The sequence below is a fragment of the Nocardioides furvisabuli genome (assembly GCF_021083185.1).
Taxonomy (GTDB): Bacteria; Actinomycetota; Actinomycetes; order Propionibacteriales; family Nocardioidaceae; genus Nocardioides; species Nocardioides furvisabuli.
Genome location: NZ_JAIGQB010000004.1, coordinates 340069 through 354273, shown reverse-complemented (window position 1 = coordinate 354273; position 14205 = coordinate 340069). Strand labels below are relative to the sequence as shown.

Genomic DNA, 14205 nt, shown 5'->3' with positions numbered 1-14205 from the left:
CGAACCTGGCTGTTTCGCTCTCGGCTCAACTCGTGAACCAGGCGCCATCGGCTCAGACAACTCGTCCGTCGACCAGTGACTGTCCGGATACGCAAGGTGCTCCACGTAGTAGCGCCCTGCCTCGGTCGCTTCAGCGCGCCAAACCCCGCCTCTACGACTCACGGTGGCCAGGCGACGGTTCTGCAGCGCCACCGCCACCGTCTTGTAGGTGCTGTCCCAATCCCTCGGTGGACAGCCGCTCACGATCCAGGTCAGGACGTCTAACTGCCGACCGTTGACGGGCCTGCTTGCCATGTGGTGGACGGTAGCGCCGCCGGGCGTCCGCGGCGACGTCGGCGACAGCATCTGCGTCGGGTTTGCTAGCCCTGATCAGTCGCGCATGTCCTCGCGCTGTCTGGACGGTCCGCCGGGACGGCGGCGAGGCGACTCTGGTGCGCGGCTTTGGGGACTGACTCAGTCACCGACTTGATCGATGCCGATGCTGAGAGCGATCTGTGCATCTACCGAACTGAAGCGACGCAAACTCCATGCCGATGGCTCAGCAGCACCCCGGTCGACTCGTGGGACGCGGCATCCCACCACGCCTCGGCGCGACACTGGCGAGTCTCGTACCTGCGATACTTGGCGCCTGAGTGCCCGTTCTACGGGGGCGTAGATGGCATTCCGCGCCAAGGTCTAGCAAGTACCCGTCGAGGTCGCCGCACGCTCGGGTTTAGGCGGGTTAACGCAGGTCAGAGTTAATTCGCGGAAGCCCCAGAGGCCCGGGACACGCCGATCTGCCCGCGTCCACGCCCGAGTATCGCGCACTCGACGGGCCGCGGGTCGGGCGCCCCGTGAGCGTGGCAGGTGAGCGCTACCGGGGCCCCGGTGACCCCGTTGGCCGACTGTTCACCCACAGGTGCGACGCAGACCGTGACGTCCGGCGATTTGTTGGTAGAGTCGGCGGTGCAACAGGTGCAAGTTCCAGCAGGTTGACGCCAGCGGAGTTTGTGATCCAACGGCGTTTCCATCTTCGGGCCTTCCAGCTTGTGAGTCGGAGCGACGTGTCACCGCACTTGATGCGGAGTCGTCGAAGTGATGGCTTCTCGTTCCGATAACAGGAGTACCGAGCACATGGCTCAAGGCACCGTGAAGTGGTTCAACGCCGAGAAGGGTTTCGGCTTCATCGCGCAGGAGGACGGCGGCGACGACGTGTTCGTGCACTACTCGGCCATCCAGTCCAACGGCTACAAGTCGCTGGACGAGAACCAGAAGGTCGAGTTCGACGTCACCCAGGGCCCGAAGGGCCCGCAGGCGGAGAACGTCCGCCCGCTCTGATCCTGGACCTGTTCCAGATCTGACGAGATCCGGCCCCATCCCCCCAGGGGGGGTGGGGCCGGATTCGTTTGCCGGGCGAGACTAGTAGCACGTTCGGGTCATTGGCCCGGACGCCGTCATGGGCGAGACTTGGGACGACGGCCTAGAGTCGGATGATCGACGATGATGGGAGGGTGACGTGCACGACCAGTTCGACGTGACCCTCGAGGACGGCGACCTGCTCAACGAGGTCGAGCTGACCACCACGCTGATCATCGCGGCCAGCGAGTCCGAGGAGCACCTCTCGCAGGAGGAGATCGACCGGCTGCTCGGGGTCAACCCGCGCCGGCCGGTGGACTGACCCGCCGCGCCCTGTTCAGCAGGTCGCGAAGAGCACCGGCCCGCTGGTGAGGTCGGAGAGGACGTACGCCCCCGCGACCGGCCGCAGGTCGAGCACGACCTCACGGCCCTCGGCCCCGGCACGCTCGACGCTGAAGCGCTCGGTGAAGTCGCCACCTTGTCCGGGCGCGGGTCCCGCCGCGAGCCGGGCCCGGGCGTCCGCGTCGTCGGGAGCGTCGTCGGCGTCCTCGACCTGGAGCACCGCGCGGAGGTCGCCGTCGGGGCGCAGCGCCATCGCGAAGCCCGTCAGCGGGTGCACCCCGCCCGCCGCCGCCACGAGCTCGTCGGCCTCGGCCCGGGCGTCGTCGTCGGCCTGCGACATCGCGAGCGTGTTGCAGGCGTACGCGCCGTCGTACACCGCTGCTGCCAGCGGCTGCTCCAGCGTCCCTGCGAGCTCAGCGAGGTCCTCGGCGCCGTCGGCGTCGCCGTCGACCACTGCCAGCACCTGCTCGAGGTAGGGCGCCTGGTCGGAGGCGAGCACGACCTGCTGGTCCGCCAGCAGTGCGACGTGCTGCAGCTCGGGGGTCAGGCCCGGCCCGACGCCCGCCAGCACGTCGGGCCCACCGACCCACACGCCGTCCTCGTCCTCCGGCTCGGTCCAGCCGAGCGCGGCCAGTCGCTCGGCGATCGCGTCGAGGTCGACGTCGTCGGCCACGCCCATCATCTCCACCGCGCCCCCTGGGGACTGCGCCAGCAGCTCCCACCTGAGCGTGGCGGGCGAGAAGCCGAGCTCCTCCTGCATCACGCCCGCGGACGTGGCGAGCGCCGACATGGGGGAAAGGTCGCGGTCGAAGGCCTCGGCCAGGAACTCGTCCACCTCCACGGCCGAGGAGCCGGCGTCGACCTCGGCGCCCAGCTCACGGCGTACGCCCTCCCAGTCGGTCCACGCGGCACGGCTGGTCTCTGCCGGCGCCATCCGCAGCGCCTTGGCGAGCTGCTCGTCCGGGGCGAGGAGGCGCCACCCGAGCCAGGCGACGAGCGCGAGCACGACCACGGCCACCAGGCCCACGGCGGTGCGACGTGACACGGGGTCTCCTCAGCGGTCGGGGTGGGTGTGAGACTACTTCCATGGAGCCCCGCGACGTGCGTGCTGCCGGTGCCGTGGTGACACGCAAGGGTGGTGACGTGCTGCTCGTGCACCGTCCCAAGTACGACGACTGGTCCTTCCCCAAGGGCAAGCTCGACCCCGGCGAGCACGTGGTGACGGCCGCCGTGCGCGAGGTGGCGGAGGAGACGGGGCTCGACGTGCGCCTCGGCCCCGCGCTGGGCCAGCAGCGCTACCGGATGTCCAACGGGCGCTGGAAGACCGTCGACTACTGGACCGCGCGCGTGGTCGGGAGCGACGACGTGGCCCGCTACCGCCCCAACGACGAGATCGACGCGGTCGCGTGGGTGCCGTGGAAGGAGGCCGAGCGCCGCCTCACCTACCCCTACGACCGCGACACCCTGGCCGAGGCACGTCCCCTGCGACGCAAGACGCGCACGCTCGTCGTGCTGCGCCACGCCAAGGCTCGCTCGCGCAGTGCGTGGCGCAAGGACGACCGGCTCCGCCCGCTCCTCCAGACCGGGCAGGCGCAGGCCCAGCGTCTGGTCCCGCTGTTGTCGGCCTTCGACGTGACCTCCGCACACAGCTCCTCCAGCACCCGCTGCGTGCAGACGGTGGCGCCATACGTCGACGTGACCGGCTCGCCGCTGAAGACCTATGACGAGCTGAGCGAGGAGGGCGCCACGACCGGCGGCGTGGTCGACGTCGTCGACGCGCTGCTCGATGCCGGGGAGAGCGCCGTGCTGTGCACGCACCGGCCGGTGCTGCCGACGGTGCTCGACGCACTGGAGGTCCCCGAGCTCAGGCTCGAGCCGGGCGGCATGCTGGTGGTCCACCACCGCCGCGGGAAGGTCGTCGCAACCGAGTCGCTGGCCCTCTGACCTGCGACTTCTAGGCTTTTCGAGCCTCCTCGTCAAGGGCGCTGGGGCGAGTTCATGTGATCGCCGTCTCATGCACGAGTCTGCGACGCCATTCGGCCCGGTTCAGTTCATCGTGCGTTCACCGACGGCGCCGTGGTCGTTCTCCTGACGTCCCTACCTTCACTGGTGTCAGCACACATCAGACTTCAGGAGCACCGAAGTGAAGCGCACTTCCACCCGCTGGGCCGCTGCGTCCGGCGCGACCGTTCTTGCCCTCACCCTCGCCGCCTGTGGCGGCGGTGACGCCGGTTCCGCCAGCGGTTCCGAGGGCTCGGGCGCCAGCGGCTCGGTCGCTGTCGACGGCTCGTCCACAGTCTTCCCCATGAGCGTCGCTGCTCAGGAGCTCCTCAACGAGGAGAACCCCGGCGTGCAGGTCACCGTCGGCGAGTCCGGCACCGGCGGAGGCTTCGAGAGGTTCTGCGTCGGTGAGACCGACGTCTCCGACGCCTCCCGCCCGATCGAGGAGGACGAGGTCGCGGTGTGCGAGGAGAACGGCATCGAGTACACCGAGCTCCAGGTCGCCACCGACGCCCTCACCGTGGCCGTGCACCCCGACCTCGCTGTGGACTGCCTCACCACCGAGCAGCTCGTCGAGCTCGTCGGCCCGAACTCCGAGGTCACCAACTGGAGCGACCTGGACCCGAGCTTCCCCGACCAGGAGATCTCCTTCTTCTTCCCGGGCACCGACTCCGGCACCTACGACTACATGGCCAACGACGTGGTCGGTGACGAGTCCGAGGTGCTGCGTGACGACGTGGAGTCCTCCGAGGACGACAACGTCCTGGTGCAGGGCGTCGGCGGCACTGACGGTGCCGTCGGCTTCTTCGGCTACACCTACTACGAGGAGAACCAGGACACGCTGAAGGCCCTGTCGATCGACGACGGCAACGGCTGCGTGGAGCCCTCGGCCGAGACGGCCCAGGCCGGCGAGTACACGCCCCTCGCGCGTCCCCTGTTCATCTACGTCGCCAACACCGAGTACGCCGAGAACGAGGCAGTCGCGGCCTACGTCGACTTCTACATCGAGAACCTCGCAGACATCGCCGAGATCGGTCAGTTCATCCCGCTGAGCGACGAGCTCTACTCCGAGACTCAGTCCGCCCTCGAGTCCCTCGGGTCCTGACACAGGTCTGATACTTCTCTCATGAGTACCAACGCCACCGCGGGTCCGACAGGTCCGTCCTCCGGGACGGGCCTGTCGGCCGCGGTCGACCTCAGCCCCAAGTCCCGCCCGGGTGAGCGGGTGATCACCACGGTCCTGCAGCTGTCGGCATACGCCTCGATCGCCATCACCTTCGGGATCATCGCGGCCCTCATCGACCCGGTGTTCGACTTCTTCGCCGAGGTGCCGTTCGGCGAGTTCTTCAGCTTCGACGGCCGCTACGCCGTGCTGCCGCTGGTGACCGCGACCCTGATGGTCACCGTGATCGCGCTCCTCGTCGCGGTGCCTCTCGGTCTCGGCGCCGCGCTCTACCTGTCCGAGTACGCCTCGCGACGCGCGCGCAAGATCCTCAAGCCGACGGTGGAGCTCCTCGCTGGAGTGCCGTCGGTCGTCTACGGGTTCTTCGCCCTGACCTTCGTCACGCCGACGCTCCTCCAGGAGATCCTGGCGCTCGAGGTGGGCTTCACCAACGCCCTCGCCGCAGGGCTCGTGCTCGGGGTCATGATCATCCCGACCATCGCCTCCCTGGCCGAGGACGCCTTCTCCGCCGTGCCGCACGCGATGCGGCAGGGGTCCCTGGCGATGGGCGCCAACCGGATGCAGACCAGCCTGCGCGTCGTCTTCCCGGCTGCGCTGTCCGGGGTGGCGGCTGCCGTCGTGCTCGGGATGTCACGTGCGATCGGTGAGACCATGATCGTGACGCTCGCGGCCGGATCGCTGAAGCAGTTCAGCCTCGACCCGCGCGACGGCATGCAGACGATGACGGGTTTCATGGCGACGACGGCAGGCGGGGAGAACCCCGTCGGCTCGATCGCCTACAACAACCTCTTCGCCGTCGGCATGCTGCTCTTCGTCATCACCTTGGTGCTGAACCTCGTCAGCATCAGCTTCGTACGTCGTTTCAGGCAGGTCTACTGATGAGCATCGCAGCCACCACCGCACGGCAGGTCACCCTCGCGACCGGCAAGAGCAAGGACCGGACGCCTGTCTCGCTCGCCTTCCTGGTCGCCCTGTGGTTCTCCCTGTTCTTCGGGGTCGTGGTCCTGCTGGCCCTGATCATCAACACCGCGATCGACGGCTCGGGACGCTTCGACATCGAGCTGCTCACCAACTACGTCTCGGTCGTGCGACCCGAGGCGACGGGCTTCCGGGCCGGGATCCTGGGCAGCCTGTGGCTGATGGGGTTCACGGCGTTGATGGCGGTGCCGCTGGGCATCGCGGCAGCGCTCTATCTCGAGGAGTTCGCCGACCCGACGACGCGGTGGAACCGTTTCGTGGAGGTCAACCTGCAGAACCTCGCGGCCGTCCCGGCCATCGTCTACGGCCTGCTCGCCGTCGCGATCATGGCGCTGCTCGGCTTCCGCGACACGGGCATCGTGCTCGGCGGAGCCCTGGCGTTGGCTCTCCTGATCCTGCCGGTCATCATCATCACGACCCGCGAGGCCGTCCGCGCGGTGCCGCGCGAGATCCGTGAGGGGTCTCTCGCGCTGGGAGCCACCGTCTGGCAGACCACCTGGCGGCAGACGCTGCCGTCGGCCATCCCGGGCATCGCCACGGGCACGATCCTCGGTCTGTCCCGGGCCATCGGGGAGGCCGCGCCGCTCGTGGTGGTGGGACTTGCAGGCTCGTTGCTCTTCGACCCCGAGGGTGTGATGAGCAGCGTCACTGCACTGCCCATGCAGATCTACAGCCTGACATCGAACTCGCGCGAGGCGCTCCGCGAGGCGGCATCAGCCGCGATCATCGTGCTCCTGGCGATGGTGCTCGGGCTCAACGCCCTGGCCATCTTCATCCGCAACAAGTTCCAGCGATCCTGGTGAGAGAGACTTCCGACATGGCTTCAGCCACTTCCGCCGACACGTTCCCCAACATGAGCTCGCTCGGGGAGGCTCACATCGACGGTGAGCGCCGTCTGCCCGCGCAGCCGACGAACCCCGTGATGGAGACGCGCGACCTCAACGTCTTCTACGGCGACTTCCACGCCGTGCACGACGTCAACCTGGCCTACGGCCGTCATGAGATCACCGCGATGATCGGGCCCTCGGGCTGCGGCAAGTCCACGGTGCTGCGCTGCCTGAACCGGATGAACGACCTGATTGCCGGTGCCCACGTGGAGGGCGGCGTGCTCTACCACGGTCAGGACATCTACGAGAAGAACGTCGACCCGATCGCCGTGCGCACCCAGATCGGCATGGTCTTCCAGAAGCCCAACCCGTTCCCGAAGTCCATCTACGACAACATCGCCTACGGCCCGCGGGTCACCGGCATGAAGGTCGACAACATGGACGACCTGGTCGAGGAGGCGCTGCGCGGCGCCGCGCTCTGGGACGAGGTCAAGGACAAGCTCAAGCAGTCGGCGTACGGCCTCTCCGGTGGTCAGCAGCAGCGCCTCTGCATCGCCCGGACGATCGCCACCAAGCCCGACGTGATCCTCATGGACGAGCCGTGCTCGGCGCTCGACCCGATCGCCACGGCGCGCGTCGAGGACCTCATGCTCGAGCTGCGCAACGAGTACACGATCATCGTCGTGACCCACAACATGCAGCAGGCCGCCCGCGTCTCGGACCGCACCGCGTTCTTCACCGCACGTCCGGACGAGACCACTGGCAACCGCACCGGCCTGCTGGTGGAGTACGACCTCACCTCGACGATCTTCTCCAACCCGAACGACAAGCGCACCGAGGACTACATCTCCGGCCGCTTCGGCTGAGTCGTCCCGGGTACCCAGCGCTCGTGTGTCGGGGTCGGTCTGCCGCCCGCCTCTGCGTCATACGAACCCGCACCCATCCGTGCGGGTTCGCATGACGCTCGGCAGGGCCGGGCAGGGGTGACGGGCCAGCAACCCTCCACAGGCGCCGCCGAGCGAGGGTGTTCCACAGGTCCGCGGCCTCCTCGTGGCGTACGACGAGCCGCGCGCCGACCGTGGAGGGGTGACCGAACGGACGCCCCGCACCGCCTCCCTGAGAGCCGCCAGACGCCGGCGGGCCGAACGCCTGGGGCGCGACCAGGGGTCGGCGGTGTCCCGTCGCCAGCTGTACGCCGCCGGGCTCAGCAGGGCGGAGGTCCGTGCGAACGTCCGCGCGGGGCGGTGGCAGCGCGTCGGGCGGCACGTCCTGGTCGTGCACACCGGGCCGATGGCCCTCCAGACGAAGCTGTGGGCCGCCCAGCTGTCGGGTGGTCCTCGTGCCCGGCTGGACGGCGCCTCGGCGTTGGTCGCGGCAGGCCTCACCGGGTTCGACGTCGACCGACACCGGGTCTCGGTCCCGCGCGGCGCCCGGGTGTTCCGCGACGCGCTCGTCGACGTACGCCAGACGCGACGGTGGCGGGTCGACGACCTCGCTGGGGGCGCAGGCACGCCGCGGACGCGTCCGGAGGTCGCCGCCGTGCGCGGTGCCCTGTGGGCGCGGAGTGACCGCCAGGCCGCCCTCCTGATGACCATGGTCGTCCAGCAGGGCATCGCGCCGGCCGATCGGATCGGGCAGGCGTTGCTCCAGGTGAAGCGGGACCGCCGCCTGGCGTTCCTCACCGACCTGGTGACGGACCTGCTCGGTGGCGTGCACAGCCTCGCCGAGCTCGACTTCGCCCGCGAGTGCCGAAGGCGGGGCTTCCCCGAGCCGACGCGTCAGGTCGTACGTCGCGGTGCCGACGGTCGCCACTACCTGGACGTCGTGTGGGAGGAGTGGGGCGTGGTCGTCGAGGTCGACGGGATCCAGCACGCGCTGGCGCAGGAAGTCGTCGCCGATGCCCTGCGCCACAACGACGTGACGCTCGACCACCTCACCGTGCTCCGGCTCCCGGTCCTCGGGCTCCGTGTCGCGGCCGACGAGTTCTTCGCCCAGATCGAGCGGGCGCTGGTCGAGGCGGGTTGGTCGGGGCTGGGGCCAGCGGCGTGAGGGCGGCGTACGCCGGTTCGGTCTGTCGGCGCCGCTCAGCGTCATGCGTTGCCGCACCCATGAGTGCGCCTTCGTATGACGCAGGCAGACCCGCCCCCGGCCGGTGCCCCGAGCGTCATACGATCCCGCACGGATAGGTGCGGGAACGTATGACGCAGGCGACGGTCAGCCCGAGGGCCGACCTCAGGGCAGGAAGAGGCGCGCCACCCAGTAGCAGACCGCGGCGGCGAAGCCGGCGGCCGGGAAGGTCAGCACCCAGGCGGTGAGGATCGACTTCGCCACGCCCCAGCGCACGGCGGACAGGCGCTTGGTCGCGCCGACGCCCATGACCGCGGACGTGATGGTGTGGGTGGTCGAGATCGGCGCCTCGAAGACGTACGCCGTCGAGTAGAGCACCGACGCGGCCACCGACTCGGCCGCAAAGCCGCGGGGCGGGTCGAGGTGGATGATGCGACGGCCGAGGGTGCGCATGATGCGCCAGCCGCCGGAGTAGGTGCCGGCGGAGATCGCGGCGGCCGCGGCGATGATGACCCACAGCGGGAGCGGGTCGTCGGCACCGACGTAGCCGCCGGCGAGCAACGCCAGGAAGATCACGCCCATCGTCTTCTGAGCGTCCTGGAGGCCGTGGCCGAGCGCCATCGCAGCCGCGGAGATCGTCTGAGCGATCTTGAAGCCCCGGTTGGCGCGACCGGGGTTGGCGTTGCGGAAGATCCACATGATCGCCACCATCACCGCGAAGCCGAGGGAGAAGGCGACCAGCGGGGAGAGGAGCATCGGGATGACGACCTTCTCCAGCACGACGCCCCAGTTGGCCGTGGCGCCCGCGGCGACCGCGGAGCCGACGAGGCCGCCGATGAGGGCGTGCGAGGACGACGACGGCAGGCCGTAGTACCAGGTGATCAGGTTCCAGGTGATGGCGCCGAGGAGGCCGCACATCACGATCACGAGCGCATGGCTCCCGGTGCCGGGGTCGATCGTCTCCGAGACGGTCTGGGCGACCTTCTGGCCGAGGAAGGCGCCGACGAAGTTCATGACGGCGGCCATGGCCAGCGCGACGCGCGGCTTGAGGGCGCCCGTCGAGACGGACGTCGCGATGGCGTTGGCGGCGTCGTGGAAGCCGTTGGTGTAGTCGAACACCAGGGCGACGACGACGACCGCGATGATGATCCCGATCTCCATCAGGCTTACGACTCCTTGACGGCGATCTGCTCCACGATGTTGGCGACCTTCTCGAAGGCGTCGATCGCCCCCTCGAGGGACTCCACGACGTCCTTGAGCTTCATCACCTCGAGCGCCTCGAGCTCACCGCTGAAGAGGTCGGCGAGGATGCGGCGGTAGGACTTGTCGCCGGTGTTCTCGAGCCGGTTGATCTCGATCCAGTACTCGTCGAGCTTGCCCATCGTCTCCAGCGACGGCATCGCCGCGGCGGTGAGCTCGGCGCAGCGCTGGAGGACCTCGACCTGCTGGGTGGTCTCCGGCGGCAGCGAGGTCACCTCGTAGAGGAGGACCAGGTCGACGGCCTCGTCCATCATGTCCATGACGTCGTCGAGCGCCGAGGCGAGGGCGTAGATGTCCTCGCGGTCGAAGGGCGTGACGAAGGTGCTGTTCACGCGCCGGATGATCGAGTGGGTGGTCTCGTCCGCGGCGTGCTCGGCCTCGCGCATGCGCTGGGCGACCTCGGCCTTGGAGCTGCCGACCGACAGCATCTCGTTGAGGAGCTGGGAGCCGACGACGAGGTGGTTGGCTGCCTCGCTGAAGAGGTCGTAGAACGAGCTGTCGACAGGGCGGAACTTCAAACGCACGGTGAACTCCGAACGGGGGGCGGATGAACCGTGGTTCATGCTAGGGGGTCGGCGGCCTTCCGACGCAAGTTGCGGCGTACGTCGCCGGGCAGGTGTGACGCGGCGCTCAGCGGCGGCGGCTGCGCTGCCGGGCGATCAGCTCGTCGTGGAGGTGGCGCTCTCCGACCTGGAGGCGCCACTCGCCGTCCGAGCCCAGCTCCCACCCGGTGGTGCCCGGGTCGAGCGACAGGTCGAGCAGTGCCCCCACCTGGTCGACCACGTGCGGGTCGCGCAGGCGTACGAGCACCTCCACGCGGCGGTCGAGGTTGCGGTGCATCATGTCGGCCGAGCCGATCCACGCCGCCGGCTCGCCACCGTTGTCGAACCAGAACACCCGGCTGTGCTCGAGGAACCTGCCCAGGATCGAGCGCACCCGCACGGTCTCCGACAGGCCGGGTACGCCGGGTCGCAGCGCGCAGATGCCGCGGATCACCAGCTCGACGCGCACGCCCTCCTGCGAGGCGAGGTAGAGCGCGTCGATCACCGCCTCGTCGACCACCGAGTTCGCCTTGATCCGGATCCCGGCGGGCCGGCCGGCCTGGTGGTGGGCGATCTCCTGGTGGATCTGGGCGATGAGCCCCTCGCGCACGCTGTGCGGTGCGACGAGGAGGTGGTCGTAGGTCCGGTTGCGGCTGATGCCCGAGAGGTTGTTGAAGAGCAGCGCGACGTCCTCGCCGATCTCCGGGTTGGCGGTGAGCAGGCCGAGGTCCTCGTAGACGCGGGCGGTCTTCGGGTTGTAGTTGCCCGTGCCGAGGTGGACGTAGCGGCGGATGCCGTCGGGCTCGTCACGCACCACCATCGACAGCTTGCAGTGGGTCTTGAGGCCGACGAGGCCGTAGACGACGTGGCAGCCGGCCTGCTCGAGCTTGCGGGCCCAGCGGATGTTGGCCTGCTCGTCGAAGCGCGCCTTGATCTCGACGATGACCAGCACCTGCTTGCCGGCCTCGGCGGCGTCGATGAGCGCCTCGATGATCGGGCTGTCGCCGGAGGTGCGGTAGAGGGTCTGCTTGATCGCCAGGACGTGCGGGTCGGCGGCGGCCTGCTCGAGGAAGCGCTGGACGGACGTGGCGAACGAGTCGTAGGGGTGGTGCAGCAGCACGTCGTGGCGCGCCACCGAGTCGAAGACGTCGACGGGGGAGGACGACTCGACCTCGGCCAGGCTCGGGTGCGTGGTCGGCAGGAACGCGGCGTACTTGAGGTCGTCGCGCGGCAGGTCGGCGATGGAGTGCAGGCCGGTGAGGTCGAGGGGCCCGGGCAGCGAGACGACCTCGTCACGCCCCACGCCGAGCTCGGAGACCAGGAGGTCCAGGACCTTGGGGTCCATCGACTGCTCGACCTCGAGGCGCACGGGCGGGCCGAAGCGGCGCCGCTGGAGCTCCTTCTCGAGCGCCTTGAGGAGGTTCTCGGCGTCGTCCTCCTCGACCTCGAGGTCCTCGTTGCGGGTGACCCGGAAGGTGTGGGCGCCGAGCACGTCCATGCCGGGGAAGAGCTTCTTGAGGTGCTCGCCGATAACGTCCTCGATGGGGACGAAGCGCTGGTTGCCCAGGCCGACGAAGCGACCGAAGGTCGGCGGCACCTTGACCCGCGCGAAGTGCTCGGTGCCGGTCTCGGGGTGGCGCACGACGACCGCGAGGTTGAGCGAGAGCCCGGAGATGTAGGGGAACGGGTGGGCCGGGTCGACGGCGAGCGGCGTGAGGACGGGGAAGATCCGGTCCTTGAAGAGCTTCTTGCAGACCTTCTGCTCCTCGCGGTCGAGCTCGGACCAGCGCAGGATCTCGATGCCGTGCCCGCCGAGCTCCGGCAGGAGGTCGACGAGCGCCCGGGCGTGGCGCTCCATCAGGTCGCGGCTGCTGGTCCAGAGCTGCTCGAGCTGTTCGCGCGGCATCAGCCCGCTGGCTGCGCGTACGGCGACGCCGGCGGCGATCCGGCGCTTGAGGCCCGCGACGCGGACCATGAAGAACTCGTCGAGGTTGCTGGCGAAGATCGCGAGGAAGCGGGCCCGCTCGAGCAGCGGCAGGTCCGGGTCCTCGGCGAGCTCGAGGACCCGCTGGTTGAAGTGCACCCAGGAGATCTCGCGATCGATGAACCGGTCGTCGTACTTCTCCACGGCCTCGATGGCGGCGGCGTCGGGCGTGTAGGGCGGCTCGACGTCGAAGGTGTCCGTGGGGTGGCCGAAGGGCTCGGCCACCGGACCTTCGTCGACCGACGGTGAGGCAGCGCTGGTGAGGGTGGCCGGGTCGTTCATGGGTCCAAGTCTGGCACCGGTGGGTGAACGCGGGATGACCAACGCGTCAGTAGACCAGCGCCTGGACACCCTCGCCGAGCACCTGCTCGGCGAACACGGCCGCGCCGGCGATGGTCATGCCCTCGCGCAGGTCGCCTTCGACGATCCCGCGCCGCGCCGCGCACTGCGAGCAGACGGTGACCGTCCCGCTGGTCTGCACCGCGGCCATCAGCTGGTCCAGCGGCGTGGCGAGGTCGAGGAGGAACTCCTCGGCCCGACCCGGTAGGCCGAACCACGCGGCCTCGCCGGTCAGCCAGAGCGAGACGTGGGCACCGGCTGCGGCTGCTGCGGCAGCGACGGTGAAGCCCTGGTTGAGGCGCTCGGGGTCCTCGGCGCCGCAGGTGACCTTGACGACGAGTGCTCGAGCCATGGCCTCACATTAGAGTGACGTCCATGCCTTTCGAGCTGCCGGACAACCTCCACCCCAACTGCGGCCCCGTGGCGTGGCTGCTCGGCACCTGGCGCGGCAACGGTCACGGCGACTACCCGACGATCGAGAAGTTCCACTTCGGCCAGGAGCTGATCTTCACCCACGACGGCCGACCGTTCTTCCACTACATGTCGCGCGCGTGGATCGTCGACGAGGACGGCGAGTTCGTCCGCGACGCCGCCATGGAGACCGGCTTCCTGCGCTGCCCCGAGCCGGGCAAGGTCGAGCTGCTCCTGGCACACAACATCGGCTTCTCCGAGGTCTGGTACGGCGCAGCCGAGGGCGGCAAGCTCGAGATGCACACCGCCGGGGTGTCCTTCACGGAGACTGCGAAGGAGGTCACCGGCGGGTCGCGCATGTACGGCAACGTCGAGGGCGACCTCCTCTACGCCTACGACATGGCCGCGGTCGGCCAGGACCTCCAGCCCCACACCTGGGCCCGCCTCCAGCGGGCGTGAGCCCCCGATGAGCGACGACCTCGCCGCCCGGCTGCGCAAGCAGGGGCTGCGCCTCACCCCTCAGCGGCAGCTGATCCTGCGCGCCGTCGAGGAGCTCGGGCACGCCACACCGGACGAGGTGCTCGCCCACGTGCGCAGCCAGGTCAGCTCGGTCAACGCCTCGACCGTCTACCGCACCCTCGAGGTCCTCGAGGAGCTCGGCCTGGTGCGCCACACCCATCTCAGCGACCGCGCCCCGACCTACCACTCGACCCGCGAGCACGAGCACGTCCACGCGGTCTGCCGCCGCTGCCACGCCGTACGCTCCTACGACCCCGCGGTCGTTGCCCCGCTCGTCGCCGCGCTGGGCGAGGACGGCTTCACCGTCGATGTCGGGCACCTCGCGATCTTCGGGCTCTGCGCGGACTGCGCCTCGGAGGATCCCCGGGCACCCGGGGAAACTGAAGCCTCCAGTGCGAGACTTCGGGGGTGAAGCTC

Annotated in this window: 15 protein-coding genes; 10 read left to right on the top strand and 5 right to left on the bottom strand. The window is 69.3% G+C overall.

Annotated features, from left to right (window positions below; all coding sequences use genetic code 11):
- Positions 1-1113: 1113 nt before the first annotated feature.
- Together K4G59_RS10850 and K4G59_RS10845 are read left to right on the top strand one after the other, a co-directional pair.
- Positions 1114-1317 (top strand): cold-shock protein, encoded by a 204-nt coding sequence (locus K4G59_RS10850; RefSeq protein ID WP_056598399.1) that lies wholly within the window; start codon positions 1114-1116, stop codon positions 1315-1317.
- A gap of 178 nt (positions 1318-1495) precedes the next feature.
- Positions 1496-1657, top strand: a complete 162-nt coding sequence (locus tag K4G59_RS10845) for a hypothetical protein (RefSeq protein ID WP_231251014.1) — start codon at positions 1496-1498, stop codon at positions 1655-1657.
- A 15-nt stretch (positions 1658-1672) separates the two neighbouring features.
- Here K4G59_RS10845 and K4G59_RS10840 read toward each other — a convergent pair whose 3' ends face one another.
- Complete coding sequence (locus tag K4G59_RS10840; RefSeq protein WP_231251012.1) at positions 1673-2722, bottom strand: hypothetical protein; 1050 nt, start codon at positions 2720-2722, stop codon at positions 1673-1675.
- A 41-nt stretch (positions 2723-2763) separates the two neighbouring features.
- Between K4G59_RS10840 and K4G59_RS10835 the strand changes: the two genes are divergently transcribed.
- The 6 genes from K4G59_RS10835 to K4G59_RS10810 all read left to right on the top strand — a co-directional run bounded on the left by K4G59_RS10835 (position 2764) and on the right by K4G59_RS10810 (position 8715).
- Positions 2764-3621 carry an NUDIX hydrolase gene (locus tag K4G59_RS10835; protein WP_231251011.1) on the top strand — a complete coding sequence of 286 codons (858 nt, stop codon included), beginning with the start codon at positions 2764-2766 and terminating at the stop codon, positions 3619-3621.
- A gap of 199 nt (positions 3622-3820) precedes the next feature.
- On the top strand, positions 3821-4783 hold the full coding sequence (locus K4G59_RS10830) for a PstS family phosphate ABC transporter substrate-binding protein (protein ID WP_231251009.1): 963 nt from the start codon (positions 3821-3823) through the stop codon (positions 4781-4783).
- Between the two features lie 21 nt (positions 4784-4804).
- A complete protein-coding gene (gene pstC, locus K4G59_RS10825) occupies positions 4805-5740 on the top strand; it encodes a phosphate ABC transporter permease subunit PstC (protein ID WP_231251007.1) in 936 nt (311 codons plus the stop codon).
- Positions 5740-6642, top strand: coding sequence for a phosphate ABC transporter permease PstA (gene pstA, locus K4G59_RS10820; RefSeq protein WP_231251006.1), 903 nt, complete (start codon positions 5740-5742; stop codon positions 6640-6642). The genes pstC and pstA overlap by 1 nt, the downstream gene beginning before the upstream one ends.
- A 119-nt stretch (positions 6643-6761) precedes the next feature.
- Positions 6762-7532 carry a phosphate ABC transporter ATP-binding protein PstB gene (pstB, locus tag K4G59_RS10815; RefSeq protein WP_231251095.1) on the top strand — a complete coding sequence of 257 codons (771 nt, stop codon included), beginning with the start codon at positions 6762-6764 and terminating at the stop codon, positions 7530-7532.
- 307 nt (positions 7533-7839) lie between these two features.
- A complete protein-coding gene (locus K4G59_RS10810; RefSeq protein WP_231251004.1) occupies positions 7840-8715 on the top strand; it encodes a hypothetical protein in 876 nt (291 codons plus the stop codon).
- Between the two features lie 183 nt (positions 8716-8898).
- On the opposite strand, the gene K4G59_RS10805 is transcribed toward K4G59_RS10810, so the two are convergent.
- From K4G59_RS10805 to K4G59_RS10790, 4 genes are all read right to left on the bottom strand, one after another.
- Positions 8899-9894, bottom strand: coding sequence for an inorganic phosphate transporter (locus tag K4G59_RS10805; RefSeq protein WP_231251002.1), 996 nt, complete (start codon positions 9892-9894; stop codon positions 8899-8901).
- A 5-nt stretch (positions 9895-9899) separates the two neighbouring features.
- The gene (locus K4G59_RS10800) at positions 9900-10517 is read right to left on the bottom strand and encodes a DUF47 domain-containing protein (RefSeq protein WP_231251000.1); all 618 of its coding nucleotides are present in this window, start codon (positions 10515-10517) and stop codon (positions 9900-9902) included.
- Between the two features lie 106 nt (positions 10518-10623).
- Entirely contained in the window at positions 10624-12801 is a 2178-nt protein-coding gene (locus tag K4G59_RS10795) for an RNA degradosome polyphosphate kinase (RefSeq protein WP_231250998.1), read from the bottom strand.
- 46 nt (positions 12802-12847) lie between these two features.
- Complete coding sequence (locus K4G59_RS10790) at positions 12848-13210, bottom strand: DsrE family protein (protein ID WP_231250997.1); 363 nt, start codon at positions 13208-13210, stop codon at positions 12848-12850.
- Between the two features lie 23 nt (positions 13211-13233).
- Between K4G59_RS10790 and K4G59_RS10785 the strand changes: the two genes are divergently transcribed.
- Positions 13234-13728 (top strand): heme-binding beta-barrel domain-containing protein, encoded by a 495-nt coding sequence (locus K4G59_RS10785; RefSeq protein WP_231250995.1) that lies wholly within the window; start codon positions 13234-13236, stop codon positions 13726-13728.
- 7 nt (positions 13729-13735) lie between these two features.
- Positions 13736-14200 (top strand): Fur family transcriptional regulator, encoded by a 465-nt coding sequence (locus K4G59_RS10780; RefSeq protein ID WP_231250993.1) that lies wholly within the window; start codon positions 13736-13738, stop codon positions 14198-14200.
- Positions 14201-14205: the final 5 nt, after the last annotated feature.

Coding starts and splice junctions, on each gene's coding strand:
- K4G59_RS10795 (WP_231250998.1), bottom strand. CDS start 12,801: ATGAACGACCCGGCCACCCTCACCAGCGCTGCCTCACCGTCGGTCGAC.
- K4G59_RS10835 (WP_231251011.1), top strand. CDS start 2,764: ATGGAGCCCCGCGACGTGCGTGCTGCCGGTGCCGTGGTGACACGCAAG.
- K4G59_RS10785 (WP_231250995.1), top strand. CDS start 13,234: ATGCCTTTCGAGCTGCCGGACAACCTCCACCCCAACTGCGGCCCCGTG.
- pstC (WP_231251007.1), top strand. CDS start 4,805: ATGAGTACCAACGCCACCGCGGGTCCGACAGGTCCGTCCTCCGGGACG.
- K4G59_RS10790 (WP_231250997.1), bottom strand. CDS start 13,210: ATGGCTCGAGCACTCGTCGTCAAGGTCACCTGCGGCGCCGAGGACCCC.
- K4G59_RS10780 (WP_231250993.1), top strand. CDS start 13,736: ATGAGCGACGACCTCGCCGCCCGGCTGCGCAAGCAGGGGCTGCGCCTC.
- pstA (WP_231251006.1), top strand. CDS start 5,740: ATGAGCATCGCAGCCACCACCGCACGGCAGGTCACCCTCGCGACCGGC.
- K4G59_RS10805 (WP_231251002.1), bottom strand. CDS start 9,894: ATGGAGATCGGGATCATCATCGCGGTCGTCGTCGTCGCCCTGGTGTTC.
- pstB (WP_231251095.1), top strand. CDS start 6,762: ATGGAGACGCGCGACCTCAACGTCTTCTACGGCGACTTCCACGCCGTG.
- K4G59_RS10850 (WP_056598399.1), top strand. CDS start 1,114: ATGGCTCAAGGCACCGTGAAGTGGTTCAACGCCGAGAAGGGTTTCGGC.